We start from the raw sequence: 25486 nt of genomic DNA, 5'->3' as shown, positions 1-25486 counted from the left end.
CCGGCGTGCTGCTGTGGTTCGACCTATTCGCGCTGTTCCAGCGCCTTGCTGAAGGCCAGCGCCGCCAGCGTGCAGATGGCGCCGGAGAGCAGGTAGTAGCCGACGAAGGTCAGGCCGAAGCGGCTGGAGAGGCTGAGCGCCACCAGCGGTGCGAAGCCGGCGCCGATCAGCCAGGCGAGGTCCGAGGTGAAGGCAGCACCGGTATAGCGATAGCCGCGGCCGAAGCGCGACGAGATCGAACCGGTCGCCTGGCCGAAGGAGAGGCCGAGCACGCCGAAGCCGATGATGACGAAGGCATCGTGGCCGTTATTGCCGGATGCGATCAGGATGGGCCCGACAAAACTGAAGACGGCGATGATGACGGCGCAGATCGCGAGCTGGGCGCGCCGGCCGATGCGGTCGGCGATCAGGCCCGAGGCGATGATGGCGAAGACGCCGACCACGGCGCCGACCACCTGCACCACCATGAAGGTGCCGATCGGCTGGTTGCCGTAAAGGCTCATCCAGCCGAGCGGGAAGATGGTCACCAGGTGGAACATGGCGAAGCTCGCGAGCGGCACGAAGGCGCCGATCAGGATGTCGCGGCCGTGAACGCGCAGCACCTGGAGGATCGGTGCGGCCTCCAACTCATGTTGCTCGAGCAGCGTGCCGAATTCCTTGGTCATGACCAGGCGCAGACGCGCAAACAGCGCCACGACATTGATCGCGAAGGCGACGAAGAAGGGATAGCGCCAGCCCCAGGAAAGGAAATCCTCGCTGGAAAGGTTGGCGACGAAATAACCGAAGAGCGTGCTTGCCAGCGCAAAGCCGATCGGCGCGCCGAGCTGTGGGATCATCGCGTACCAGCCACGGTGATTGGGCGGCGCGTTAAGTGCGAGGAGCGACGCCAGGCCGTCCCAGGCGCCGCCGAGCGCGAAGCCCTGGCCGAGACGGAAGAGCGCCAAAAGGGCGATCGACCAGGCGCCGATCTCCGCGTAACCCGGCAGGAAAGCGATCGAGGCGGTCGAGCCGCCGAGCAGGAAGAGCGCGATCGTCAGCTTCGTGCCGCGCCCATACATTCGGTCGATGGTCATGAAGACGACGGAGCCGACGGGACGGGCGAGGAAAGCGAGCGAGAAGATGGCGAAGGAGTAGAGCGTGCCGGTCAGCCTGTCGGGCGCGAAAGGAAAGACGAGCTGCGGAAAGACCAGGACCGAGGCGAGGCCGTAGACGAAGAAATCGAAGAATTCCGACATGCGGCCGATCACCACGCCGATGGCGATGCTGCCCGGTGACACCGGCTTGTCGTCGTGAATGCGCCGTGCGTCGCGTTCAAGCGACGACGACGACGGTCCGTAATGCGATGCTGTTGCCATAAAACGCCTCCTCGTTAAGGCGCTTCCGGCAAGGCGCCTCAGGTCTGATCTTGATCAAACCGGCAGGCTTATCAAGTCCGTGAGACCGAAATAGTTCATCATCACGGCTCAAATGAAGCGCGGACGGAAAAAATGCGTGATCCGGAGGGTGATTTTCCCCTGCAAATGCTGGCCTGACCGGCAGTTGCGGATATATTGGACTGAAATATGCGCAGGCCTAAAATCCTTCTATATTTCATCAGGATTTCAAAGCACTAGCGCCCGATGATTTTGCCGCAGTGCGGCATGTTTGCTGCACTGCGACCTTCCGCCTCATGTCGCTATCCGGTTCAGTGCTTTAGTCGCGGACAAAACGAAACAACAAGAGCTTAGAGACGTGCCAAAACTCATGAAGTTTTCCCGCCTTCTATCCGTCTTGCCGCTGCTTTTCCTGGCAGGATGCAACATGGTGGTCATGGCGCCTTCCGGCGACATCGCCGCGCAACAGCGCGATCTGATCGTCATCTCGACGGTGCTGATGCTTCTGATCATCGTTCCGGTGATCTTCCTGACGCTGCTCTTCGCCTGGCGCTACCGCCGCTCCAACACGGCCGCGACTTACGCGCCGGAATGGCATCATTCGACCCGCCTCGAAATCGTTATCTGGGCGGCACCGCTGGCGATCATCATTGCGCTCGGCGCCGTCACCTGGATTTCCACGCATAAGCTCGATCCCTACCGCCCGCTCGACCGGCTCGATGCCGAGCGCGCACTCCCGGCCGATACCAAGCCGCTGACCGTCGAGGTCGTGGCGCTCGACTGGAAATGGCTGTTCTTCTATCCCGAACTCGGCATTGCCACCGTCAACGAGCTCGCCGCGCCCGTCGACATGCCGGTCAATTTCAAAATCACCTCCTCCTCGGTGATGAACTCCTTCTACATCCCCGCCCTTGCCGGTCAGATCTACGCCATGCCCGGCATGGAGACAAAGCTGCACGCCGTTATCAATCAGGAAGGCGAATATGAAGGCTTCTCCGCCAATTACAGCGGCGCCGGCTTCTCGCATATGCGCTTCAAGTTCCATGGCCTCACCCGCGAAGGCTTCGACGCCTGGGTGGCCAAGGTCAAGCAGCAGGGCACGATGCTCAACCGCGACGCCTATCTGAAGCTCGAGAAGCCGAGCGAGAAGGAGCCGGTGCGCTACTATGCCGGCGCCGACGCCGATCTCTACGACGCCATCCTCAACATGTGCGCCACGCCGGGCAAGATGTGCATGAACGAGATGATGCATATCGACATGACGGGCGGCGGCGGCAAGGAAAGCGCCGAAAACCGCGAGAAGCTGCAATACGACAACCGCCATGCCGGCGAAGACGTCGTCGAGCCTGGGGCTACCGTGCCGGCAACGGGCGTTCCGGCACAGGTCGAGCCGCCCAAGAACACCGATGGCAACGGCATGCAGCATGACATGCCCGGAATGGACAGCACGCCCGGCACGGACATGCGGCATGACGGTCATTCCATGCCCGGCACGGGCAACGGCCCGGCGCCGGCGCAGCTCAACAACAACAATTAACCTGGCGCTTTGCGTCGCAAGACATAATGAACGGGTTGTTCCATGTTTTCCAATCCTGACCTCCTGAAGTTGATCTTCGGCCGGTTGACCCTCGACGCCATCCCCTATCACGAGCCGATCCTGGTCGTGACCTTCATCGGCGTCGTCATCGGCGGTCTCGCCGTGTTTGGCGCCATCACCTATTTCAAGTTCTGGGGCTCGCTCTGGCACGACTGGATCTGCAGCGTCGATCACAAGAAGATCGGCATCATGTATGTGATCCTCGCCGTCATCATGCTGCTGCGCGGCTTTTCCGACGCGATCCTGATGCGCGTCCAGCAGGCGATCGCCTTCAACGGTTCGGAGGGCTACCTGCCGCCGCACCATTACGACCAGATCTTCACCGCCCACGGCGTCATCATGATCTTCTTCGTGGCGATGCCCTTCGTCACCGGCCTGATGAACTTCGTGGTGCCGCTGCAGATCGGGGCGCGCGACGTCTCCTTCCCCTTCCTCAACAACTTCTCGTTCTGGATGACCACCGCCGGCGCCATCATCATCATGCTGTCGCTGTTCATCGGCGAATTCGCCCAGACCGGCTGGCTCGCTTATCCGCCGCTGTCGGGGGCCGCCTACAGTCCGGGTGTCGGCGTCGACTATTATATCTGGGGCCTGCAGGTGGCCGGTGTCGGAACAACGCTGTCCGGCATCAACCTGATCGCCACCATCGTCAAGATGCGCGCGCCCGGCATGACCTTCATGAAGATGCCGGTCTTCACCTGGACGGCGCTCTGCACCAACGTGCTGATCGTCGCCTCCTTCCCGATCCTGACGGCAACGCTCGCGCTGCTGTCGCTCGACCGCTATGCCGGGACGAATTTCTTCACCAACGACCTCGGCGGCAATCCGATGATGTACATCAACCTCATCTGGATCTGGGGCCATCCGGAGGTCTACATCCTGGTGCTGCCGGCCTTTGGCATCTTCTCGGAAGTGGTCGCGACCTTTTCCGGCAAACGACTGTTCGGCTACGCCTCGATGGTCTACGCCACCTGCGTGATCATGATCCTGTCCTACATCGTCTGGCTGCATCACTTCTTCACCATGGGTTCGGGTGCTTCCGTCAACTCCTTCTTCGGCATCACCACGATGATCATCTCCATCCCCACGGGAGCGAAGATCTTCAACTGGCTCTTCACCATGTATCGCGGCCGCATCCGCTACGAGGTGCCGATGCTGTGGACGGTCGGCTTCATGGTGACTTTCGTTATCGGCGGCATGACCGGCGTCATGCTGGCCGTGCCGCCGGCCGACTTCGTGCTGCACAATTCGCTGTTCCTCATCGCCCATTTCCACAACGTCATCATCGGCGGCGTTCTGTTCGGCATGTTCGCCGGCGTGAACTACTGGTTCCCGAAGGCCTTCGGCTTCAAGCTCGATCCCTTCTGGGGCAAGACGAGCTTCTGGTTCTGGCAGATCGGCTTCTGGTTCGCCTTCATGCCGCTCTACGTGCTTGGCCTGATGGGCGTCACCCGCCGTATGAGCCAATTCGAGGACCCGTCGCTGCGGATCTGGTTCATCATTGCCGCCTTCGGCGTCGGCCTGATCGCGCTCGGCATCGCCGCCTTCCTGATCCAGATCGTCGTCAGCTTCATGAAACGCGAGGAATTGCGCGACGACAGCGGCGATCCCTGGGATGCCCGGACGCTGGAATGGTCGACCTCCTCGCCGCCACCGGACTACAACTTCGCCTTCACGCCCGTGGTCCACGACCATGACAGCTGGTACGACATGAAAAGGCGCGGCTACGAACGCCCCCTCGGCGGGTTCAAGCCGATCCACATGCCGAAGAATACCGGCACCGGCGCCATCCTGTCGGCGATCAGCGTCGCGCTTGCCTTCGGCCTGATCTGGTACATGTGGTGGCTGGTGATCCTCTCCGCCGTCGCACTGCTGGTGGTGGCGATCGGCCATACCTTCAACTACAAACGCGACTTCTACATCCCCGCCGGCAGGGTGACCGAAACGGAAGGCAAGCGCACGGCGCTGCTTGCCGAGCAGGTGTAATGACCATGAGCGATCAAACCATCGACACGGCGGAAAAGCCTGAATTCTATCTGACGGAAGACCATCATCCGGAAGGGAGCACCAATCTCGGCTTCTGGCTCTATCTGATGAGCGACTGCCTGATCTTCGCGGTGCTGTTTGCCACGCACGGCGTGCTCGGCCGCAACTATGCCGCCGGCCCGTCGCCGGCCGATCTCTTCGATCTGCCGATCGTCGCCCTCAACACCTCGATGCTGCTGTTCTCCTCGATCACCTACGGCTTCGCCATGCTGCAGATGGAGCGGAACGCCAAGGCGGAAACGCTGTTCTGGCTCGCCGTCACCGGTCTGTTCGGCGCGGCCTTCATCGGGCTCGAACTCTACGAGTTCATCCACCTGATCCACGAGGGCGCCGGGCCGACGCGCAGCGCCTTCCTTTCCTCCTTCTTCACGCTCGTCGGCACCCACGGGCTGCACGTCACCTTCGGTATCATCTGGCTGATCACGCTGATGGTGCAGGTGTCGATGCACGGGCTGGTCGAGGCCAACCGCCGCCGCCTGATGTGCCTTTCAATGTTCTGGCACTTCCTCGACGTCGTCTGGATCGGCGTCTTTTCCTTCGTCTATCTGCTCGGAGTTCTCGGATGAGTTCGCAAGCACCGACCCATGAGGATGCCCACGAGGCGCATCACGGCCACAGCCACGGCCACCAGGCCGGCCACGGCACGTTCCGCAGTTATATGGTGGGCTTCGCGCTCTCCGTCATCCTGACCGCCATTCCCTTCTGGCTTGTCATGTCAGGCGTCTTCGCCAGCCCGGCGCTGACGGCGGTGCTGGTGATGGGTATCGGCGCCATCCAGATCGTCGTCCACATGGTCTTCTTCCTGCACATGAACCCCAGGAGCGAAGGCGGCTGGACGATGATGGCGCTGATCTTCACCCTCATCATCGTCGCCATCGCGCTCTCCGGTTCGCTCTGGGTCATGCATCATCTCAACTCCAATATGATGCCGATGAGCCCTGAGATGATGAAGAACATGCCGTAACGGCAAACGAAGGGGCGGCCGCAGCGCCGCCCTGAGACCAATGAGCGAAGCCCCCACGGATAAATCGGAAAGACGGCATTTCCGGGCAAAACGCGCGCTCTTCGCCGTCTGTCTGACGCTGCTTGCCGCCATGCTCTTTGGTCTCGGCACCTGGCAGGTTCAACGCCTGGGCTGGAAGCGCGCTCTCATCGCCCGCGTCGACCAGCGCGTGCACGCGGCCGCCGTGCCGGCCCCGGCGCGCCCCGACTGGGACAAGGTCAATGCCGCAGAAGGCGAATATCGACGGGTGAGCGTCGAGGGAATGCTGGCAAACGACAAGGAAACGCTGGTCTACGCCTCGACCGTGCTCGGTCCGGGTTATTGGGTGATGACGCCGCTAATGCTCGCCGACGGCACCGCCATCCTCGTCAATCGCGGCTTCGTGCCGACGGACAGGCGCGACCCCGCCTCGCGCCGCGACGGTCAGATATCAGGCCCGATCGAGATCACCGGGCTCATGCGGATGACGGAGCCGAAGGGATCGCTGCTCCAATCCAATGACGTCGCCGCCGACCGCTGGTATTCGCGCGATGTCGCAGCGATCGCGCAAAAGCGCGGCCTCGGCGCGGTCGCGCCCTATTTCATCGATGCCGACGCCGCTGCAAATCCCGGCGGCCTGCCCGTCGGCGGCCTCACCGTCATCCGTTTTCCCAACAACCATCTCGTCTATGCGATCACCTGGTACGGACTGGCGGTGATGGTGCTGGCGTTGCTGATGTTTATTCTTCGCGGCAAGATCGGAACAAGGCGCCGAGACTAGAGCGGTCGCTTGCTTCATTCGAGCGCACCGGCAAGCAGCAGTTGCACACCGATGGCTTGCGCGCGCCGGATTAATCTCTTGTAAAGCGATGTCCGATACTGCTTGCCTGAACAGAACATTTCAAAGTTGTACATGAGCCGGCCGGATTACATCCCCAGTCTCGATGGTCTGCGCGGTATCGCCGCGCTTCTGGTCGTGCAGGCGCATATCGGGCTCATCTTTCCGAATACAGTCTTGCGTGACATGACGATGGGCAGCGAAGCCGTCGGCCTGTTCTTCGCCCTCAGCGGCTTTCTGATGGCCCATCTCTACGGCTCGCGACCGGTGACCAAGGAAACCGTCCTGGATTTTCTTGTAAGCCGCTTTGCCCGTATCTATCCGGTCTATCTGGCTGCTGTCCTGCTTGTGGCGATGCTGTCCGGAATGCGAAGTCTAAACTTCGTTCAGCCGATCATCGGCGGCACGGAATTTCTCCGCCACGTCTTTCTTCTGGGCTCGAGCGGGGTTTTCTGGTCAATTCCACCCGAAATTCAGTTCTATCTGTTCTTCCCGATCCTTTGGCTCTGCTTGACCCGCCCGCAGCGCTATAGCGGTGTGATCGTAGGCTTGGCGGTGCTGCTCGTGGTGGATGGTCTGCTTGAACTGCCGGGACCAGGCATACTGCTTCTTTCCAAGTTCCCCTATTTTCTGTTCGGCGCCCTTGCCGGAGCGATGCATTCCTGCTGGGACAGGTGGAGGCCATCCGCCTCCACAGGCGCTTTCACGCTATTCCTTCTGGCGGCGTTCTTTGTTTACAGGCATGTCTTGCCTGGTTTCTCCCCTGAATTCTGGAGCCTGCAAAGCGCGGCCGCCGCAGCCGTGATTGTGGCGCTCGTCGCTCGGCAGCCTCCCATCGCAGCCGATGTTCTGGCAGCGGCACCCGTGCGGTTCTTCGGCGCAATCAGCTTTTCGCTCTATCTTTTCCACGTCCCGATCATGTTCCTTGTACGCCGGGCTTTCGAGGCGCTGATGCCGGAACCGGTGCTCATCATGGTGGCGCTTTTTGTTGCGACGGCAGGAGCATGGTTCATTCACGAGACGATAGAAGTTCCGAGCCGACGCCTGCTCGTCGGCTTGTGGCGGCATTATCGGTGGCGCGCAGCCGCGCGCGAAACTCCGGCTGAGACGATTGAGCAGGCGATCCTCGACCTGCAAGAGACCGAAAAGCGCCTGCTGGACGGCACAACTCCGGCCACGACGGGTAAGCAGCAAATTCCGACGACCTCAGAACTCGGAGCCGACCACGCGGTCATCCAAGATAATGGCGACGAGAAGCTTCGCGCCTAGACTAGACCGGTTAACAAGCGATCCGGCTGATCGCTTCGGCCAACTGCGCCTGCGAGAAGGGCTTGCCGAGGCGGGGCAGATTGGCCGCGCCGGCGCCATCGGGCAGATCGGCGTAACCCGTGGCGAGAATGATCGGCATCTCAGGCCACTCGCTGCGGATCGCCTCGGCGAGCTGCGCTCCCGTCATCCGCGGCATGGCGTGATCGCAGATGACCAGATCGACCGGCTCCTTGCGTAGAATGTCGAGCGCCTCCGGACCGGCCATCGCCTCGAAAACGGTGTGGCCGAGATCCTCCAGCATCAGCGTCGTATTCATCAGCACCAGGCCGTCGTCATCGACGGCGACAATGCGCAGCCCCTGCGGTGCGTTATCTGGCTTTTGCGGCATGTCGGCCGGTGCTTCGGCAGTCTGTTCGGCAATGACGACCGGAAACCATAGCTCGGCCGTCGTGCCTTCGCCCAGCGTGCTCTTCAGGATGAGCCGGCCGCCGGACTGGCTTGCGAGACCCTGGACCATGGAAAGGCCAAGACCGGTGCCCTTGCCGACCCCCTTGGTGGTGAAGAACGGCGTGACCGCCTGCTCCAGCGTCTTTGCATCCATGCCCTCGCCTTCATCGATCACCGCGATTCGGATGTAGCGGCCGGCCGACAGCGGCCCCTTGCCTGCGGTTATCGTTTCCTCGGATGCGCGAAGCATGATACGGCCGCCGGAAGGCATGGCGTCGCGCGCGTTGACGACGAGATTGAGGATCGCCATCTCGAGCTGGTTGGGGTCGGTGAGGATTGTCGGCAGCCTGACCGGGAAGGAGGTCTGGATCGTGGTGAGGGGGCCGAGCGACCGGCTCAGAATGTCCATCATGCCGCGCACCAGGCCCGAGACGTCGATCGGCTCCAGGTGCAGCTCCTGCCGGCGGGAGAAGGCCAGCATGCGCTGCGTCAAGGCAGCACCCCGCTGGGCGCCCTGCATGGCATTGTCGACCAGCGACGTCAGCGAGCGGTCCTGCGGCATGCGCTTCTTCAGGAGTTCGAGACTGCCGAGCACGGCCATCAGCAGATTGTTGAAATCATGGGCGATACCGCCGGTCAATTGGCCGATCGCCTCCATCTTCTGCGATTGGAAAAGCTCTTCGCGCGCCTGCTCCAACGCCCGCTGCGTTTCCATTTTTTCGGTGATGTCGCGGGTGATCTTGGCGAAACCGAGTACTTCGCCGTCTTCGTCGCGGATAGCGTCGACGACGACGCTCGCCCAGAAGCGACTGCCATCCTTGCGGACACGCCAGCCCTCCCTTTCGAACCGGCCTTCGGCGCGCGCGACCCGGAGCGCCTTCTCCGGCAGGCCGGCCGCGCGATCCTCGGGTGTATAAAAGGTCGAGAAATGCCGGCCGATGATTTCATCAGGCCGATAACCCTTGATACGCTCGGCGCCGAAATTCCAACTGCTGACATTGCCGTCAGGATCGAGCATGTAGATCGCATAGTCCGAAACGCCCTGAACCAGACGGCGAAATTGCTCCTCACTCTGGCGGATCGCCTGTTCGGCGGCCCTGCGTTCGGTCAGATCGCGGGTGATCTTGGCAAAGCCGACAAGTTCGCCGGAGGGATGGCGGATCGGATCGATGACCACATGCGCCCAGAAGCGGCTGCCGTCCTTGCGCCGGCGCCAGCCCTCCCCCTCGTACCGGCCCTCTTCCACCGCCATGGCGAGGGCGCGCTCGGGAATGCCCGCGGCGCGATCCTCGTCCACATAGAAACGGGAAAAGTGCTCGCCGAGAATTTCCGAGGGCTTGTAACCTTTGAAACGTTGAGCGCCGGTATTCCAGCTGGTGACGATGCCTTCCGGGCTCAGCATGTAGATGGCATAGTCGGTGATGGCATCGACCAGAAGACGAAAGCGTCCCTCTTCATCAAGAGACGTATCATATCGATCCAGCACTTCCATCTGCCCCTCTCGGTTACCAGCGCTTTTAACGCGGCACCGAACAGATGGTTCCGAAAATATCACACTTTTCAGACTGCCCTGACCTGTGGATGGAACCGCTCACCGATACGCTCGGCAGCGGCATAGGCCTGCGAGACGATCTCCGGCACGAGATCGATATCGGGGAGACTGCCGAGGCCGAGCGGACCGACGGCAAAAAGTCCGGCAACCGTCGAACCGTCCTCCAGGAAGGGCTCGCCGCGCGCATTGACCGCCAGTCCGAGCGAAAGTTCGTCCGGCATGGCGAGATCGGCGGAAAACAGGCTCTGCATCAGCGGCGCTGAAAGATCCGGCGCCTGGCAGCGGCAATCGATGATGCGCTCGGCATGGATGACCTCTTCGACAGAGGAGCCGGCCGGCGTGAAGAACAGGCCGCTCAGCCCCTGGCGGCCGGCCCGGCCGCGGCGCAGCACCGTGCGACCTTCGACGAGCTCGCGTTTCAGGCGCAGGTGCATGGCCTCCGGCAGGCGATTGCGGTGGCTGTCGTAGATCGCCCGCAAATGGCGGTTGAACTGATGTTTGTCGCGGGCCGGCAGCGATCTCCACAGAGAGCGCGCATGTTTCCTCAGCCCGTTCATCACCGATTGCCAGCTTTGCCCCTCTTCTTCCGCCTCGCGGCAAGCCTGGCGGATGAAGCGCACGATGTCGGGCAGGCTTTCCGGCAGCGCTTCGGCCGGAAACACCGGATCGGCGGAATTCGGCGTATGGCTCTGCGGCAGGAAACCGCGCCGGGAAATGATCGTCACCTGGCCGGCATAACCGGAATCGCGCAGCTGCAGCAACTGGTCGACGACGCGAATGCCGCTGCCGAGCAACACGGCATGCGGCCGCGCGACGAGGCGCTGGGCCCTGACCGGCGACGCGCCCGGCTCCTCGGCATCCGGATCGCCCAGGCCATAGCCGGTCGCAAGAATCACCGTATCGAACAGTGGATTGGCCGGATTGGCGCTTTCGAGCAGGAAGCGGTTGCCATGGCTCCGGCGGATCGCCACCACGGGATCGTTGCAGACCTGAACGGTGATGTCCCGGCGCGCGGCGAGCGCTTCCGAAAAGCGCTGGTAGACGTAATCGCTGAAGATCTCCTTCGGCACGAAGATCTGCCGGAAACCGGGAATGGCGGCCGGCACGGCGGCGCGGAAAGCGGCGTTGCTACAGAGCCAGTCGTTGAAATCGTCGCTGTCGCCGACCGAAACCGAGAGATCACGCACGCGGGTGTTGAGGATCGTCGAGGCGCGGGCCGAGGCCAGCGCCTGGCCGCCGCTGACCGACGAATTCGGATCGAACAGCTGAAGATGGAAGGGTGCGCGCACCGTCTTCATCAGCGCAATGGCCGTCATCATTCCGGAGAAGCCGCGCCCGACAATCGCTATGCGCGGCACGGCCGAGATCTGTGCCGCCGCCTTGGCCCTTGCGGAAAAAAGTCCCTGAACCGTCATCGCAACTCCTTTGCGCTTCATCCGCAGCCTGGGGTCGATCGAGGTTTCAACGCATAAACAGCGGATCACGCGTTGATGAGGGTCACGCGGCCATTCACGCCGCAGCTCGGGTCCAACCGGGGAACCCGCCAAAAAAGAGGGGCCGATCTCTCGGCGATAGTCTATCAAACTGGTCGTGTATGAAAGCGCTAAACGGCACCCCTGGCAAGAGCTTTATTATCTCTTGTTCTAAACCATTGATCAGATTTTAGATTTTGTGCGACGCGCCAGCGGTCGCCTTCAGCCGCCCTCGCCCGGATATTGCTTCGCCTTCAGCAGGCCCGCCAGATGCGCCGTGTTGCGCGCCAGCATATCGACGGCTTTCGTCACGACCTTCGGCACCTTGTCGAGATCGACGAAATTGGTAGAGCCCATCGCCTCTCCGACCCAGTAGGCGACGGCATTCGCCGGAATGGTGAAGCCGACATCGTTCAGTGCCTGGTAGAGTTCGGCCGACACGTGATGGGCGCCGTCCTCGTTGCCGACGACGGCGACGGCCGCGACCCTGCCGTAAGACACCATACGGCCCTGATCGTCCGTCTCGTCGAGAAAGGCGTCCATGCGCTCGAGCACCCGCTTGCAGACGCTGGAGGGCTGGCCGAGCCAGATCGGCGTCGCCACCAACAGAATATCGGCGGCGAGCACCTTGGCGCGAATGTCGGGCCAGTCATCGCCGGCGCCTTCTTCCGACGTGACGCCCGGCTTGATGTTGAAATCGGCAAGCCGCAGCACTTCGGTCGTAACACCGAATTCAGCCATCGCCTTGTCGATGAGAGTGATCATCCGCTCGGTCGACGACGGATCCTTGGCGTCGCTCGCCTTCAGCGTCGCGTTGAGAGCAAGGGCTTTCAGCGGCATGGGTCTCTCCGTAGCGGTTGCCTGACGGGGGTCTGCTGCTGCAACCCACCCGCGCGCCGATTGTTCCCGCAGGGACGCGCGGGGAGCCTCACGTAAAAATAACCAGTTGGTGAATTCTTTACTTGAACGCCCAGTTGGAATCGGCAAAAATGACGGTGCTATCAATCCCTTCATGGATTTGCCGTCTTTTCGGGCCAGCGTCCGAGCACCACATCTATTGGAAAAATACCGTGAGCAGCGATGCGTCAACACGCGCGACGAAGCCTTCGGCTTCGATGGCGCTTGCAACTGCGGCAGGCTGGGGCAGAGGCCTCTATACACTGGTGCGCATCACCGTGATGGCCTTCCGCCACCCCTGGCAGGCCGGCTTTGCGATCGGCGCCACCCTCATCGCCTCCACCTTCCAGTTGATGATTCCCCGGCTTCTCGGCCGGGCCGTCGACCACACGCAGATGGCAATGGGCGGCGGCGCGGCCGGCCAGGCGGCGCAGGACGCGCTTCTGACCACGGCGCTGCTCTTGCTCGGCGCCAGCGTGCTGCGCGGCCTCTTCACCATGGTGCAGAACTATTTCAGTGAATCCGTCGGCCACCACATGGGCTACGAGCTGCGGTTGGCCTGCTACGAGAAGATCCAGCGCCTCTCCTTCAGCTTTCACGACACGGTCCATTCCGGCGATCTGATTACCGTCGGCCTGCTCGATCTCGAAGGCGTGCGCATGTATTTTTCGACAGCGCTGGTCCGCATGATCCTGCTGTCGGTCCTGATCGGCATCGGCGCCTATATGCTGCTGTCGACCGATGTCGTGCTCGGCCTGCTGGCGCTCTCCTTCGTGCCTTTCGTCGGCTGGCGTTCCTCGGCGACGCAGCTCAGGCTGCGCGCCACCTGGCTCGACCTGCAGGAGCGGCTTTCGGTGCTGACCCGGATCATGGAGGAGAATCTCGGCGGCATTCGCGTCGTGCGCGCCTTTGCCGCCCAGGAGCACGAACTGACGAAATTCGAGGCGGCATCGAAAAACGCGCTCGCGCTCGCCCATCAGCGCGTCGGCATCCGTGTCGTCAACACCAGCGCCATGACCTTCTCCTTCTTCGCCGCGATGGGTCTGGTGCTCTGGGTCGGCGGCGGCAAGGTGATGGCGGGCGAGATCACCGTCGGCACGCTCGCCTCGTTCCTGACCTTCATGACCATCCTGCAGATGCCGGTGCGCCAGCTCGGCCTGATGGTCAATGCCTTTGCCCGCGCCTCCACCTGCGGCTCGCGGCTCTTCAACCTGCTCGACCTCGACATCGCGATCAAGGATGCGCCGGATGCCAAAGAATTGGCGGTATCGGAGGGCGTGCTGCGCTTCGAGAATGTCAGCTTCGCCTATCCCGGCTCGGAAAAGCGCACCGTGCTCCACGACGTCTCCTTCGAAGCCCGGCGCGGTCAGACGATCGGCATCGTCGGCCCTCCCGGCAGCGGCAAGTCGACGATCGCCCATCTGATCCCGCGCTTCTACGATGTGACCGGCGGCAGGATCACCATCGACGGACAGGACATCCGCAAGGCGACGTTGCAGTCGCTGCGCCGTTCCGTTGCCGTCGTGCAGCAGGACTCCTTTCTGTTCACGACGACGATCGAGAACAACATCGCCTATGGCGATCCCTGGGCAAAGGAAAGCCGCATCGAACGCGCCAGCGAAAGCGCTCAGCTGCACAACTACGTGCTCGGCCTTCCCACCGGCTACGGCACCGTCGTCGGTGAGCGCGGCGTGTCGCTCTCCGGCGGTCAGCGGCAGCGGCTGTCGATCGCCCGGGCGCTGATGCTGAGGCCGGCGGTGATGGTGTTCGATGATTCGACGGCGGCAATCGACGCGGCCACCGAGCAGCGCATCCGCAGCGCCATGCGCCGCTATGCCGCCGACCGCGTGACCATCATCGTTGCCCACCGCCTGAGTTCGCTGATGCATGCCGACCTGATCCTGTTCGTCGAAGACGGAAGGATCGTCGAGCGCGGTACCCATCAGGCGCTGCTTTCGCTCGGCGGGCGCTACAAGGCGCTCTACGAGCTGCAGGTGCGGCCGGGCGACGAGGTGTTGAGCGCGTAGTTCCCCTCTTCTCCCCGCTGGAGAGAAGTGCCGAGCAAAGCGAGGCGATGAGGGGGCGAGGCGCGGTAGCGAAGGGCAAACGGAGGGCGTGCCGTGCGGCCCCCTCATCCGCCCTTCGGGCACCTTCTCCCCGCTGGGGAGAAGCGGACAAAGAATTCACGCGCGGACCACCTCAAGTGATGGCTGCAGGAGGAACGACGATGGCCGAGGAACTGGAAACCGAGCGTCCCGACATTCGCGAGGATGGACGCCGCCCGCCGCGGGCGGTGGTCGGCTCGCATCGCGTCGAGGAGGAGATGTTCGGCAGGGCCTTCGACGGCAACATCATCAAGCGGATCTGGGCTTTCGTTCGCCCCTACCGCACCCAGGTCCTCTGGGCTGTTGTCGCCGTGCTGACCTTCACAACGATGCAGTTGCTGATCCCGCTGATCATCCGTTACGCCATCGATCACGGCATGTCGCCGGCCGGCAATCATGCGGCGCTGATCTGGGCAATCGCGGCCTTTGCCGTCGCCATATCAATCAATTATGCGGCAAGCTACGCCCAGGAGACGCTGGTCGGCAATGTCGCGGAAGAGGTGCTGTTCGACATCCGCAAGGCGATGTTTTCGCATCTCCAGCGGGTTTCGCTCTCCTTCATGGACAAGACCGAAGTGGGGCGGCTGATGTCGCGCCTGCAAGGCGACGTCAACTCGATGCAGGAATTCCTCGAAAGCTCGGTGCTGTCGGTCGGCGACATCGTCCTGCTCTTCGGCATCGTCTTCGTCATGCTCTATCTCGATTTCAAGCTGGGGCTGCTGACGCTTTCGGTGCTGCCGGTGCTGTTCGTCGTCCGCCTCTTCTGGCTGCCGCTCGCCCGCAAGTCCTTCATGGCCGCGCACGAGACCAATTCGGTTGCGGCAGGCGCGCTCGCCGAAGCGATCCACGGCGTGCGCGCCGTCCAGAGCATGGACCGCCAGGGCGTCAACTTCACGCTCTATGACGACAAGGCACGTGCCAATCTCAAGACGCATCTGACGGCGGCGCGTTACGCGCAGGTGATGGTGCCGATCGTCGACAGCCTCACCGGCGTCGCAATGGCGCTTGTCATCGTCGTCGGCGGCGCCCGCGTTCTCAACCAAGCGCTCGATGTCGGCGTGCTCGTCGCCTTCCTGTTCTACATCCAGCGCTTCTTCGATCCGATCCGTTCGCTGACCCTGCAATATTCGGTGATGCAGCGCGCCATGGCGTCGGGCCAGCGGTTAACCGAAGTGCTCGACGTGCCCGTCGACATCAAGGATGCGCCTGACGCCAAGACATTGTCGCGCGACATGGACGGTTCGGTCGAATTCAAGGATGTCGTCTTCGGCTACAATCCCAAGCATCCGGTGCTGAAACATGTGAACTTCAAGGTCAACCCGGGCGAGACGGTGGCCCTGGTCGGGCCGACGGGGTCGGGCAAATCGAGCTGCATGTCGCTGATCCATCGCTTTTACGACGTGCAACAGGGCCAGGTGCTGGTCGGCGGCCACGACGTGCGCAACCTGATGCAGGATTCGCTCGGAGCGCAGATCGCGATGGTGCTGCAGGAGCCCTTCCTCTTTACCGGCACCGTCTTCGAAAACATCCGCTATCACAAGCTGGAAGCGACCCGCGAGCAGGTGATCGAGGCGGCGAAAGCCGTCGGCGCGCATGATTTCGTCATGCGCCTGCCCGATGGCTATGACAGCATTCTCGGCGAGCGCGGCGGCAATCTCTCGCTCGGCCAGCGCCAGCTTTTGAGCTTTGCCCGCGCCCTTGTGGCGGATGCGAAGATCCTGGTGCTCGACGAGGCGACCGCCAACATCGACAGCTATACCGAGATGCTGATCCAGAAGGCGCTGGTAAAGCTGCTCGAAAACCGCACCGGCCTCGTCATCGCCCATCGCCTGGCGACGATCCGCGAAGCCGACCGCATCATCGTGCTGCAGAACGGCGAGATCATCGAAAGCGGCGACCACCGCCAGCTGATGAAGAACGGCAAGCTCTATTCCCGGCTCTATAACCTCAACTACGCCTCGTTCGACGATATTCCCGAGGACGTGCTGGAAGAGACGACGGCGGCGCAGTCGGCGACTTGATGGCGCCTATGACTTGGATTAACCACTTGTCGCAAAGTTTGAACGAACAAACGCGTTGCTGCCGCATTTCCCTTTTATCCGGGGCAAATGCCACTGAGGAGAATGTCATGAAGAGAATCATTAGCAGCCTGTTGATCGCGACGGCCCTTGTTGGATCGGCTATCCAGCCTGCTGCCGCGCGTGACCACCATCACCACAACAATACTGGCCGAGTCATCGCCGGCGGCGTTGCCGCAGGTGTGGTGGGCGGCCTGATCGGCGGCGCGATCGCCAATAGCGGCCCGCGCTACTACGTCGATGGCCCTCGCTATGTCGAGCCGGCGCCGAGGTGCTGGTATGAGGACCGCGACGTCCGCAACCGCTATGACGGCTATTACCATACCGAAACCGTGCGGGTCTGCGAATAGCCCTGAATTGTTGCGGCGGCGTTGGTTTTAATCGCCCCCGGTTTGTCTCCAGCCGAGGCTGCCTCCCGCAGCCTCGGTTTTTTTATTCAATATCAGCGACATCCCTCCAAGAGATGAGCCCCATCCGGCTGCTGCGCACCCCTCCCCAACCCCTCCCCTCACGGGGGAGGGGCTAACACACTGCGCCAACTGCGCAGACGTCAGCCTTTCTGCGGATGCAAAGGGTGAAGCGGATGCGAGGGCACGCCAGCCGGCATGCGGGCGAGAGCACCTTCGCAAAAAAATCCCGCTCATCCCCCCGCCTGTCATCCGGCTGTCAGAGACAAGCAATAGCTGACAGCCGATGAATGATGGCCCCGTGACCGACGGCAGGATGCCGAAAAAAGAGCGCATGCGTTTCGTCAGCGCCGAGCAGGTGGCGCAGCTGGCGGGCGTTTCGCGTTCCGCCGTGTCTCGCACATTCACGCCAGGTGCAAGCGTTGCGCCTGCAACGCGCGAAAAGGTGCTGCGGGCGGCTGAAGAGCTCGGTTATCACGTCAACGATCTGGCGCGCGGCGTGCTTGCCAATCAGAGCCGCCTCGTCGGCATCGTCGCCACACGGCCGGAAGTGGGTTTTCGCGCGCATCTGGCCGCCGCCCTTGCCAAAGCCCTGATCCGGCGCGGCAGCATTCCGATCCTCATCAACACCGGCCAGACGGAAGAGGAGCTGCTCGCCGCCCAGAAGATGCTGATCGGCCACCGCGCCGAGGCGATCATCATCCTGTCCGGCTCGCCGCCGGCGAGTTTCCTCGAACTCGCCCAGCGCAACGGCCAGCCGCTCGTCGTCATCGGCCGTTCGGAGCCCGACGCCGATCATGTGCGCGCCGGCAATTCCGAAGCCTCGCGCATGGCGGCGACGGCCTTTTACAAAGGCGGCAGGCGTCGGCTGGCGGTGATCGGCTCCAACTCGGGAACGCCTGCGATCGTCGAGCGCGAAAGCGCCTTCGTTTCGGCAGCCGAGTCGCTCGGTGCATCCGCTGTCGTCGCACGCGGCGGCGATTCGGATTATCAGGGCGGCGTCACCGCCGGCCGCGCCCTCTTCTCCGAAAGAATAAAGCCGGACGCCATCTTCTGCGCCAACGACCTGATCGCCTTCGGATTGATGGACGTCGCGCGCCTGGAAGCGCGGCTGCGCATTCCGGAGGATGTCGCCGTCATCGGTTTCGACGACGTGCCCGAATCCGCCTGGCTGAGCTACCAGCTGACCACCTTCCGCCAGGACCCGCTTGTTATGGCACAGCGCGCCGTCGATCTGATGGAGCGGCGGCTCGAAAATCCGGACTCGCCCCCGGCTTACGAACGCGTCATCCCGGAACTCATCATCCGGCAGAGCTTCAAGCCTTAGCTTTTCGCAGGCGCCATCCTGTGGCAAGAAGGATCTGGCAATCGAGGCGTTACGTCCTTTGCGCGTTTCCATCGCGCGGCGTCGTCAGGGAGGAAGATCGCTGCAGATGAAAGGAATTCGCCAGCTCGCCGAGCATCTCGACATTTCGATCGGAACGGTGTCGCGGGCGCTGAACGGCAAGCCGGATGTCAATGAAGACACGCGCCGGCGCGTGCTCGCCGCCGCCGAAGAGCTCGGTTATGTCGCCAACCAGTCGGGCCGCAGCCTGCGCCAGGGCATGACCAATGTCATCGGGCTGATGCTCGAGGTCAGTCGCGAAACGGTCGAAAACAGCGACGACTTCTTCCTCGGCGTCACCGACGGGCTGCAGAGCGTCTTTTCCCGTCACAAGCTCGATCTGGTCATGCTGCCCTGCCCCGACGACGAGGATCCGCACGAATATCTGAAGCGTATGGTGGCGCGCCGCCTTGTCGACGCACTGATCATCTCGGCGACGCGGCGCACCGACCGGCGCATCGAGCTTCTGGAAAAGGCCCGCATCCCCTTCGTGGCGCTCGGCCGCAGTGCGTCCGGCGGCAGCTATACCTGGATGGACCTCGATTTCGAAGGTGTAGCGGCACGCGGCGTCGACCGGCTCGTCGCCAAGGGCCACCGGCGGATTGCCGTGGCGGCCCCCTCCTCCGACATCAATCTCGGCTATATCTTCCTCGACAGTTACCGTCAGGCGCTGAAACGCCACAATATTCCCTTCGATCCCGCCCTCGTCATCCGTGTGAAATCGAGCGAACAGGGCGGCTATCAGGCCGGCCACGAGCTGCTGATGATCGAAGACCGGCCGACGGCGATCATCCTGATCCACGAGCTCATGGCGATCGGGCTTTATCGCAGGCTGGCCGAGGCCGGCATCGTGCCCGGCCGCGACCTCGCCGTCGTCGGCTTCCGCGAAGAGTCGCGCACCCATTTCCTGCAGCCGACGCTGACCTCCTTCCGCATGTCGCTGCGCGATCTCGGCGCCCAGCTCGGCGAAACCCTGCTCGCCACCATGCCGGCCTATGCCGATCATTACCCGCAGGGCGCCCGAAGCAGGATCTGGCCGATGGAGCTCGTTCCGGGCGAAAGCGACGCCTTCACGCTCACGGCTTGAAGCACACTGCTCAGACCCGGCTTGGTGCCGCCGAAGCTTCGCGGCTCGACAATTGACGCGTCATCGCGCCAACACCGGCTGCCTCACCAAGGCAGCGTCCCCTCGGCATTCGAGAAGGTACCCGTGGGGCTGTCCGATCCGAGCAGTGCGACTCGCACCGGTTCACGCGCAGCGTCCTCGACCGGGCCGCCATATTCGCTCATGTCCGTGGCGGTAAGGCCCGGGCAGACAGCGTGAACCTTGATGTGAGTGCCTTCGAGTTCAATCGCCAGCGCTTGCGTGATCGCATTCAGGGCGCTTTTCGAGGTCGTATAAGCGCTCGCATATTGGCGCAGGGGGTTCGAAAAATTGCTGTTCAGCGTCAACGAGCCGGTGGAGCTGGATATGTTGATGATTTTTGCCGCCGGCGCCGCGCGAAGGAGCGGCAGCATCGCCTGGGTGACGGCAAGGACGCCAAAGACGTTGGTCGCGAACACCGTCCGGAGTTCGTCGAGCTTGACGACAGACATTCGCGTCTCGGTGACGATCTGGGCATTGCTCCGTCCCGCCGCACCGCCATGTCCGACGCCCGCATTGTTGACGAGAACATCGAGCCGGCCATAGGTCTCGCGGATGCGCGCTGCCGCCTGGGCGATCGAGGCTCCATCGGTAACGTCCAGCTGAATTGTGCGGGCGTCGGGTCCCACGCCGCGAACGACGTTTTCGCCCGCTTCAAATCGTCGCGAACCCAAAAGCACTGTGAAGCCCTGCTGTGCGAGATCTTTCGCGATCTGAAGGCCGATTCCTTTGTTTGCTCCCGTGACGAGCGCAACTGGTTGGTGATGCATGTTTCATTCTCCTTGGGACTTGGCAGAGACGATCCTTCATGCGATATACGGAACGATCGTCCGCTTAGCCATATACGGAACCACGTTCCGTTTATCAAGGGGTAGAATTTGTCCGGGGATACAAAATTGCCGAGCGATGCTGAGATGGCGGCGACCGGCCGGCGTCGGAGGGCTGATGCGCAACGCAACATCGGCTCGCTTGTTCAAACGGCATCGGAGGTATTCGCCGAGTCAGGGTTGGACGTGCCGATACGCGAAATCGCGGACAGGGCGGGCGTTGGCGTCGGCACGCTTTACCGCCATTTTCCGACACGGTCCGACCTGGTCGTCGCGGTCTTTCGCAAAGAGGTCGACGAGGCCGTCGAGGCGGCGTCGGTGCTGGCCGCCGAGCGCCCGCCGGGCGAGGCGCTCGAGCGCTGGGTCGAGGGCTATGTCGATTTTATCGCAGCGCATCGTGGGCTGGCAGCAGCCTTCAATTCGGGCGATCCGGCTCTTGAAGGGCTGCCCGCCTATTTTTTGGAGCGGCTGGGCCCGCTGGTGCAGACGCTGCTGGATGCGGCAGCCGCCGGTGGTCAAATACGGGCTGGCGTGAAGGCGCACGAACTTCTCCACGGTGTCGGCATGTTATGCGTGCCGCCCAACTGCGGTGAACCGACCGAGCCGCGGCGGATGGTGGGCTTGTTCATGGACGGATTGCGCTATGCCGCCGCAAAGCCGGCATAGCTGAAGCGACGCCATGATGCAGAGCAGTGAGGAGCCGCAGCCGGGTGACCGGTGCGGCCCGTCACGATCATTCGGCGGCGACGGCGGCGGCACGGCGGCCGATCGTGGCCTGCGTCAGCACGAAGGCCAGGAAGGCGCAGACGGCGATGCCGGCGGCCATCGGAACGGCGGTGCCGTCGAAGAACAGGCTCGAGATCACCATGGCGACGGCGGCGATGACGAAATGCAGCGTGCCCATCAGCGACGAGGCGGTGCCGGCGATTGCGCCGTGATCCTCAAGCGCCAGCACCGCGCTCGTCGGGATGACGAGGCCGAGGAAGCCGTAGCCGATGAACAGGAGGCTCGCCATGACAGGCAGCTGATTGAAGCCTGCGGCCATCACCACCGCCATGACGACCATGGCTAGCGCAAAGGCGCTGACGGCAAGCCGCATGACGCGCACCAGGCCGAAACGCTCGCCGAGCCAGCCCGTTGCCTGCGACACCGCGAAGAAGGACACGGCATTGATCGAGAAGGCGAAGCTGTATTCGGTCGGCGTCAGCCCGTAATGCTGGATCAGCACGAAGGGCGAGTTGGCGAGATAGACGAGGAAGCTCGAAATGCCGAGGCCGCCGATGAAAGTCAGCGTCAGGAAATTGCGGTCGGCGAGCAGCAGGCGATAGGCCTTCATGGCGCTGCCGAGGCCGCTGCCATTGCGCTCCTCGGCCGGGCGGGTTTCCTCGAGCTGGGTGGAAAGCAGGAGGAGGCCGATCACCGCGGCACCGGTCACGGCCCAGAATACGCCGCGCCAGCCGGTGAGCTCGATGACGGCGCTGCCCGTCAGCGGCGCCAGGATCGGCGAGATCGAGAAGACCAGCATCAGCAGCGACATCAGCCGCGCGGCCTGGACGCCGGTATGGATGTCGCGGACGATGGCGCGGGGGATGACCATGCCGGCGGCACCGCCGATGCCCTGGACGAAGCGGAAGGCGATCAGCGTTTCGATATCGGTCGCAAATGCGCAGCCGATCGACGCGACGGCGAAGAGACCGATACCGAGATAGAGCGGCAGTTTGCGGCCCCACATGTCCGACAGCGGCCCGTAGACGAGCTGCGCAAGCGCAAAGGAGATGAAGAAAGCGAGCAGGGTCAGTTGGGTGACGCTGTTATCGGCATGCAGGTCCTGGCCGATGGAGGGCAGCGCAGGCAGATACATGTCGATGGCAAAAGGACCGATGGCCGACAACAGGCCGAGAATGAGGGCAATGCGAAAGAAGGAAGCCGTCATAATGGTGATCTTTCGTAAAAGCGCAGCGGAGGCGCCGGATCGTCGCTCCGCACTCTTTGGAATCGACGCATCGTGCTCTCCGAAAATCAGTCCGATTTTCGCGCCGATGCGCTGGGTTCAATGATGATCGTTCGCGCGAAGACGAAGTTGGGAGCTCATATCTCCAGCGGCGGAACCAAGGGTGTCAATAAATTTGGACACGCCTGTAAAACTAGACGCCATTGTCTAAACCGTCAAGACGTCTTATCTTCGCTCCATGAAAGACAGCGTGACACCGGCAGGCCGGATGGCGGGGCATACGCAGCGTGGACAATGCGCCAAGCGTATGTCGATCCTCGATGCCGCCGCCGACGTCTTCTGCCGCAAGGGTTTTGCAGCCGCCAGCATCGACGAGATCGCCGCCGTTGCCTGTGTCTCCCGCCAGACGATCTACAATCATTATCGGGAAAAGGAGACGCTGTTCGTCGCCGTCGTCGAGGACGTGATGAACCGCGCCAACGCCACGCTCTTTTCCGTGCTGTCGACCTTTCCTGACAGCGCCGACGATCTGGAGGACGGTCTGACGGCGTTTGCGGTGCGCCTCAACAAAAACTGCATCTGCAATCATGACGGAAAATTCCTGCGCAAACTGGTGCAGACGGAGGGTGAGCGATATCCGCACCTCTTCGAAAGCTGGCGCCAGCAGGGGCCGGGCAAGCTGACCACTGCGCTTTCCGCGCTTCTCGCGCGCCTTGCCCACAGTCAAGCGCTTGCTATCGATGATTTCGACGTCGCCGCCCGGCAGTTCGTGGCGCTCGCCAATGCCGACCTGCAGATGATGACGCTGTTCGGCGGCACACCCACCAATGAAGAACTGGAAAAGGCGGCGCGCAATGCCGTGCGGACCTTTCTCAAGGCCTATGGCAACCCGAAGGCCGAAAAGGGCGCCGGAGAGCCGCAGCTCGCGGCCATGTCCGGCTGATCTCCCCTGCGATCACGCAAAAACCGTCATCTGCGCCGGCACGACCGCGAAGCGGCCGACACGGCGCGCGGCCAGATATTTCAGCAGCTGTTCGACAAGCGAAGGCATGACCGGCTTCTGGACGACGCCGACCGCTCCCTTGACGCCGCCGGCGACGGTCTCGGGATTGCCGGTCATGAACACGACGGCGAGACCATGCTCTTCCGCCAGCCGCCTGCCGAGATCAGGCCCGGTCCGGCCATCGGCGAGATTGACGTCGACGAAGGCGATATCGGCGGACGGCGCCAGCCGCAGCGCCTGTTCGCGATTATTCGCAAGGCCTGCGACCTGCATGCCGATACCTTCCACCGTCGCGCCGAGATCAAGCGCGATCAGGAATTCATCTTCGACGATCAATACTCTCTGCTTCATGAGATCATCTCGTTGGCAGCGCCGCACGACATTGGTGGCCATGATCTGTCCTCTTGTTACGCACATACTTCGAAAGAAGGAGCCGCTCGACAGTCGTCCCTGCCGAAACTCATTGTCGTAACGGGAAACCTGACGATATGTTCCGCGGTGGAACGCGATTTTCGCCATTTAACCTATTGTTAACGTTGATAAATCCTTAACACGAAGCCGACAAGGCAAAAATCCGCCGCTCAATCACGTTGAATTTCAACCGCCTACTTCTGGATGAGAGCGGGCAATGATACGATCGAATCATCCATGGGGCTCGGCGATTGAGGATCACGTTGCGAACCAAACTTATCGTCCTGATCATCGTGGCCGTCAGCCTTTTCGCCTATACCAAAGTGATGGCCAGGATCGGCTCGGGCTCGCCGCCCGCGAATGCACCGCCGGTGCAGCGCGCGGACCTCATTCGCGTTTATAAGTCCGAACGCCGCATGGTCCTTTTCAGGGGAGACGCTCCGATCTCGACGTATCAGATTTCGCTTGGAAGTGCCGCCGATGCGGGCCCCAAACAACGCGAAGGCGACGAGAAAACACCGGAAGGGCGTTATGAAATAGACTGGCGCAATCCAAAATCCGTGGCCCATCTCAGCCTGCACATTTCCTATCCGAATCCGAAAGAGCAGCATGAGGCTGACGTAGGCGGCTATCCGCCCGGCGGCGGCATCATGATCCACGGGCTGCCCAATGGCTGGGGCCTGCTCGGAGGAATCCATCGCCTGTGGGATTGGACGGATGGCTGTATCGCGGTCACCGATGCGGAGATGCGCGATGTCTGGGCCCGCGTTCCCGACCATACGCCCATCGACATCATGCCTTAAGCGAGTGCGACCAGTCCACCGGCATCAACCCCGAGACCGACAGGCTCAAATCAGCCCTTGGTCTTCCCGACGAGCATCGGCTGGCTGCGGTAGTCGGCGGGAAACAGCGACTTCAAATTCTCGATCTTCGGCAGGTCGTTGTAGACGATATAGGGATAGGTCGGATTGCGCGTCAGGAAATCCTGATGATAGGCCTCGGCGGGATAGAAGCCGCGCGCATCCGATACCTTGGTGACGATCGGCTTCGGGAAGACGTGCGCCTTGTCGAGCTGATCGATGTAGCGCTCGGCCACCTCTCGCTGCTCGGCAGCGGTGACGAACAGCGCCGAGCGGTACTGGGTGCCGCGATCCGGTCCCTGGAAATTCAGCTGCGTCGGGTTGTGCGCCACTGAGAAGAAGATCTGCAGCAACCTGCCGTAGGTCACCTTTTTCGGATCGAACCTGACCTCGACGGCTTCGGCGTGACCGGTCGAGCCGGTGCTGACCGTTTCGTATTGCGCCGTTTCAGCCTCGCCGCCGGCATAACCGGAGACGGCGTTCTCGACGCCGTTCACATGCTGGAAAACACCCTGGACGCCCCAGAAACAGCCGCCGGCGAAAATGGCGGTCTCGGTGCCGGACCCGGCGGTCTCGTCAATGGCCGGCGGCGGTATCACAACCGCTTCCTCGGCCGCACCGGCAGCACCGGCGCCGAGTGTGAGAATGGTGGCGGCAAAAACCCCGGCAAGGCTATTGCGGCGGCGCGACGACATCGACATTGCACGACCTCCTGACGATCGCTCAAATCCTTGCTCATCCTTGCAAAAGCGGCAAATCACAAGGCGTTCACTCACGCCGATGTGACAACCAGATGAAAGCGTGTGTTTGGAGATGAAACACCGCTCAAGTTGAGTTGACAAT

Annotated in this window: 22 protein-coding genes; 14 read left to right on the top strand and 8 right to left on the bottom strand. The window is 62.4% G+C overall.

What is annotated here, in order from left to right; all coding sequences use genetic code 11:
* Positions 1 to 23 precede the first annotated feature (23 nt).
* A complete protein-coding gene (locus AMK00_RS24825; protein WP_064812041.1) occupies positions 24 to 1355 on the bottom strand; it encodes an MFS transporter in 1332 nt (443 codons plus the stop codon).
* A 376-nt stretch (positions 1356 to 1731) separates the two neighbouring features.
* Here AMK00_RS24825 and cyoA point away from each other — a divergent pair, with 376 nt between their 5' ends.
* The 6 genes from cyoA to AMK00_RS24795 all read left to right on the top strand — a co-directional run bounded on the left by cyoA (position 1732) and on the right by AMK00_RS24795 (position 8105).
* Positions 1732 to 2910, top strand: coding sequence for a ubiquinol oxidase subunit II (gene cyoA, locus AMK00_RS24820; protein WP_064812040.1), 1179 nt, complete (start codon positions 1732 to 1734; stop codon positions 2908 to 2910).
* A gap of 42 nt (positions 2911 to 2952) precedes the next feature.
* Complete coding sequence (gene cyoB / locus AMK00_RS24815; protein WP_064812039.1) at positions 2953 to 4956, top strand: cytochrome o ubiquinol oxidase subunit I; 2004 nt, start codon at positions 2953 to 2955, stop codon at positions 4954 to 4956.
* A 5-nt stretch (positions 4957 to 4961) separates the two neighbouring features.
* Positions 4962 to 5582, top strand: a complete 621-nt coding sequence (cyoC, locus tag AMK00_RS24810) for a cytochrome o ubiquinol oxidase subunit III (RefSeq protein WP_064812310.1) — start codon at positions 4962 to 4964, stop codon at positions 5580 to 5582.
* Positions 5579 to 5980 (top strand): cytochrome o ubiquinol oxidase subunit IV, encoded by a 402-nt coding sequence (cyoD, locus tag AMK00_RS24805; protein WP_064808064.1) that lies wholly within the window; start codon positions 5579 to 5581, stop codon positions 5978 to 5980. The genes cyoC and cyoD overlap by 4 nt, the downstream gene beginning before the upstream one ends.
* A 40-nt stretch (positions 5981 to 6020) precedes the next feature.
* Positions 6021 to 6779, top strand: a complete 759-nt coding sequence (locus tag AMK00_RS24800; RefSeq protein ID WP_064812038.1) for an SURF1 family protein — start codon at positions 6021 to 6023, stop codon at positions 6777 to 6779.
* Positions 6780 to 6911: 132 nt separating this feature from the next.
* On the top strand, positions 6912 to 8105 hold the full coding sequence (locus AMK00_RS24795; RefSeq protein WP_064812037.1) for an acyltransferase family protein: 1194 nt from the start codon (positions 6912 to 6914) through the stop codon (positions 8103 to 8105).
* A gap of 10 nt (positions 8106 to 8115) precedes the next feature.
* Here AMK00_RS24795 and AMK00_RS24790 read toward each other — a convergent pair whose 3' ends face one another.
* The 3 genes from AMK00_RS24790 to AMK00_RS24780 all read right to left on the bottom strand — a co-directional run bounded on the left by AMK00_RS24790 (position 8116) and on the right by AMK00_RS24780 (position 12416).
* Complete coding sequence (locus tag AMK00_RS24790; protein WP_064812036.1) at positions 8116 to 10044, bottom strand: hybrid sensor histidine kinase/response regulator; 1929 nt, start codon at positions 10042 to 10044, stop codon at positions 8116 to 8118.
* A 68-nt stretch (positions 10045 to 10112) separates the two neighbouring features.
* Positions 10113 to 11519, bottom strand: a complete 1407-nt coding sequence (locus AMK00_RS24785) for an FAD/NAD(P)-binding protein (RefSeq protein ID WP_064808809.1) — start codon at positions 11517 to 11519, stop codon at positions 10113 to 10115.
* 279 nt (positions 11520 to 11798) lie between these two features.
* On the bottom strand, positions 11799 to 12416 hold the full coding sequence (locus AMK00_RS24780; RefSeq protein WP_064812035.1) for a flavodoxin family protein: 618 nt from the start codon (positions 12414 to 12416) through the stop codon (positions 11799 to 11801).
* 275 nt (positions 12417 to 12691) lie between these two features.
* Between AMK00_RS24780 and AMK00_RS24775 the strand changes: the two genes are divergently transcribed.
* From AMK00_RS24775 to AMK00_RS24755, 5 genes are all read left to right on the top strand, one after another.
* The gene (locus AMK00_RS24775; RefSeq protein ID WP_064808807.1) at positions 12692 to 14500 is read left to right on the top strand and encodes an ABC transporter ATP-binding protein; all 1809 of its coding nucleotides are present in this window, start codon (positions 12692 to 12694) and stop codon (positions 14498 to 14500) included.
* 200 nt (positions 14501 to 14700) lie between these two features.
* Entirely contained in the window at positions 14701 to 16599 is a 1899-nt protein-coding gene (locus AMK00_RS24770; RefSeq protein WP_064812034.1) for an ABC transporter ATP-binding protein, read from the top strand.
* Positions 16600 to 16706: 107 nt separating this feature from the next.
* Positions 16707 to 17006, top strand: coding sequence for a hypothetical protein (locus AMK00_RS24765; RefSeq protein ID WP_064812033.1), 300 nt, complete (start codon positions 16707 to 16709; stop codon positions 17004 to 17006).
* 343 nt (positions 17007 to 17349) lie between these two features.
* Positions 17350 to 18390, top strand: coding sequence for a LacI family DNA-binding transcriptional regulator (locus AMK00_RS24760; protein ID WP_064812032.1), 1041 nt, complete (start codon positions 17350 to 17352; stop codon positions 18388 to 18390).
* A gap of 106 nt (positions 18391 to 18496) precedes the next feature.
* Positions 18497 to 19534, top strand: a complete 1038-nt coding sequence (locus tag AMK00_RS24755) for a LacI family DNA-binding transcriptional regulator (protein ID WP_064812031.1) — start codon at positions 18497 to 18499, stop codon at positions 19532 to 19534.
* Between the two features lie 83 nt (positions 19535 to 19617).
* Here the strand turns inward: AMK00_RS24755 and AMK00_RS24750 are convergent, their stop codons facing one another.
* Positions 19618 to 20361, bottom strand: coding sequence for an SDR family NAD(P)-dependent oxidoreductase (locus AMK00_RS24750; RefSeq protein WP_064812030.1), 744 nt, complete (start codon positions 20359 to 20361; stop codon positions 19618 to 19620).
* A 144-nt stretch (positions 20362 to 20505) separates the two neighbouring features.
* Here AMK00_RS24750 and AMK00_RS24745 point away from each other — a divergent pair, with 144 nt between their 5' ends.
* Positions 20506 to 21084, top strand: coding sequence for a TetR/AcrR family transcriptional regulator (locus AMK00_RS24745; RefSeq protein WP_064812309.1), 579 nt, complete (start codon positions 20506 to 20508; stop codon positions 21082 to 21084).
* A gap of 67 nt (positions 21085 to 21151) precedes the next feature.
* Here the strand turns inward: AMK00_RS24745 and AMK00_RS24740 are convergent, their stop codons facing one another.
* Positions 21152 to 22351 carry a multidrug effflux MFS transporter gene (locus AMK00_RS24740; protein WP_064812029.1) on the bottom strand — a complete coding sequence of 400 codons (1200 nt, stop codon included), beginning with the start codon at positions 22349 to 22351 and terminating at the stop codon, positions 21152 to 21154.
* Between the two features lie 256 nt (positions 22352 to 22607).
* Here AMK00_RS24740 and AMK00_RS24735 point away from each other — a divergent pair, with 256 nt between their 5' ends.
* Positions 22608 to 23312 carry a TetR/AcrR family transcriptional regulator gene (locus AMK00_RS24735; RefSeq protein WP_064812028.1) on the top strand — a complete coding sequence of 235 codons (705 nt, stop codon included), beginning with the start codon at positions 22608 to 22610 and terminating at the stop codon, positions 23310 to 23312.
* Positions 23313 to 23324: 12 nt separating this feature from the next.
* Here AMK00_RS24735 and AMK00_RS24730 read toward each other — a convergent pair whose 3' ends face one another.
* Positions 23325 to 23765 carry a response regulator gene (locus AMK00_RS24730; protein ID WP_064812027.1) on the bottom strand — a complete coding sequence of 147 codons (441 nt, stop codon included), beginning with the start codon at positions 23763 to 23765 and terminating at the stop codon, positions 23325 to 23327.
* 281 nt (positions 23766 to 24046) lie between these two features.
* Between AMK00_RS24730 and AMK00_RS24725 the strand changes: the two genes are divergently transcribed.
* Complete coding sequence (locus tag AMK00_RS24725; RefSeq protein ID WP_064812026.1) at positions 24047 to 24586, top strand: L,D-transpeptidase family protein; 540 nt, start codon at positions 24047 to 24049, stop codon at positions 24584 to 24586.
* Positions 24587 to 24636: 50 nt separating this feature from the next.
* Here the strand turns inward: AMK00_RS24725 and msrA are convergent, their stop codons facing one another.
* The gene (gene msrA, locus AMK00_RS24720; RefSeq protein WP_064812025.1) at positions 24637 to 25344 is read right to left on the bottom strand and encodes a peptide-methionine (S)-S-oxide reductase MsrA; all 708 of its coding nucleotides are present in this window, start codon (positions 25342 to 25344) and stop codon (positions 24637 to 24639) included.
* Positions 25345 to 25486 lie beyond the last annotated feature (142 nt).

The organism is Rhizobium sp. N621 (assembly GCF_001664325.1).
Lineage (GTDB): Bacteria > Pseudomonadota > Alphaproteobacteria > Rhizobiales > Rhizobiaceae > Rhizobium > Rhizobium esperanzae.
This window is presented reverse-complemented; position numbering and strand designations above follow the sequence as displayed.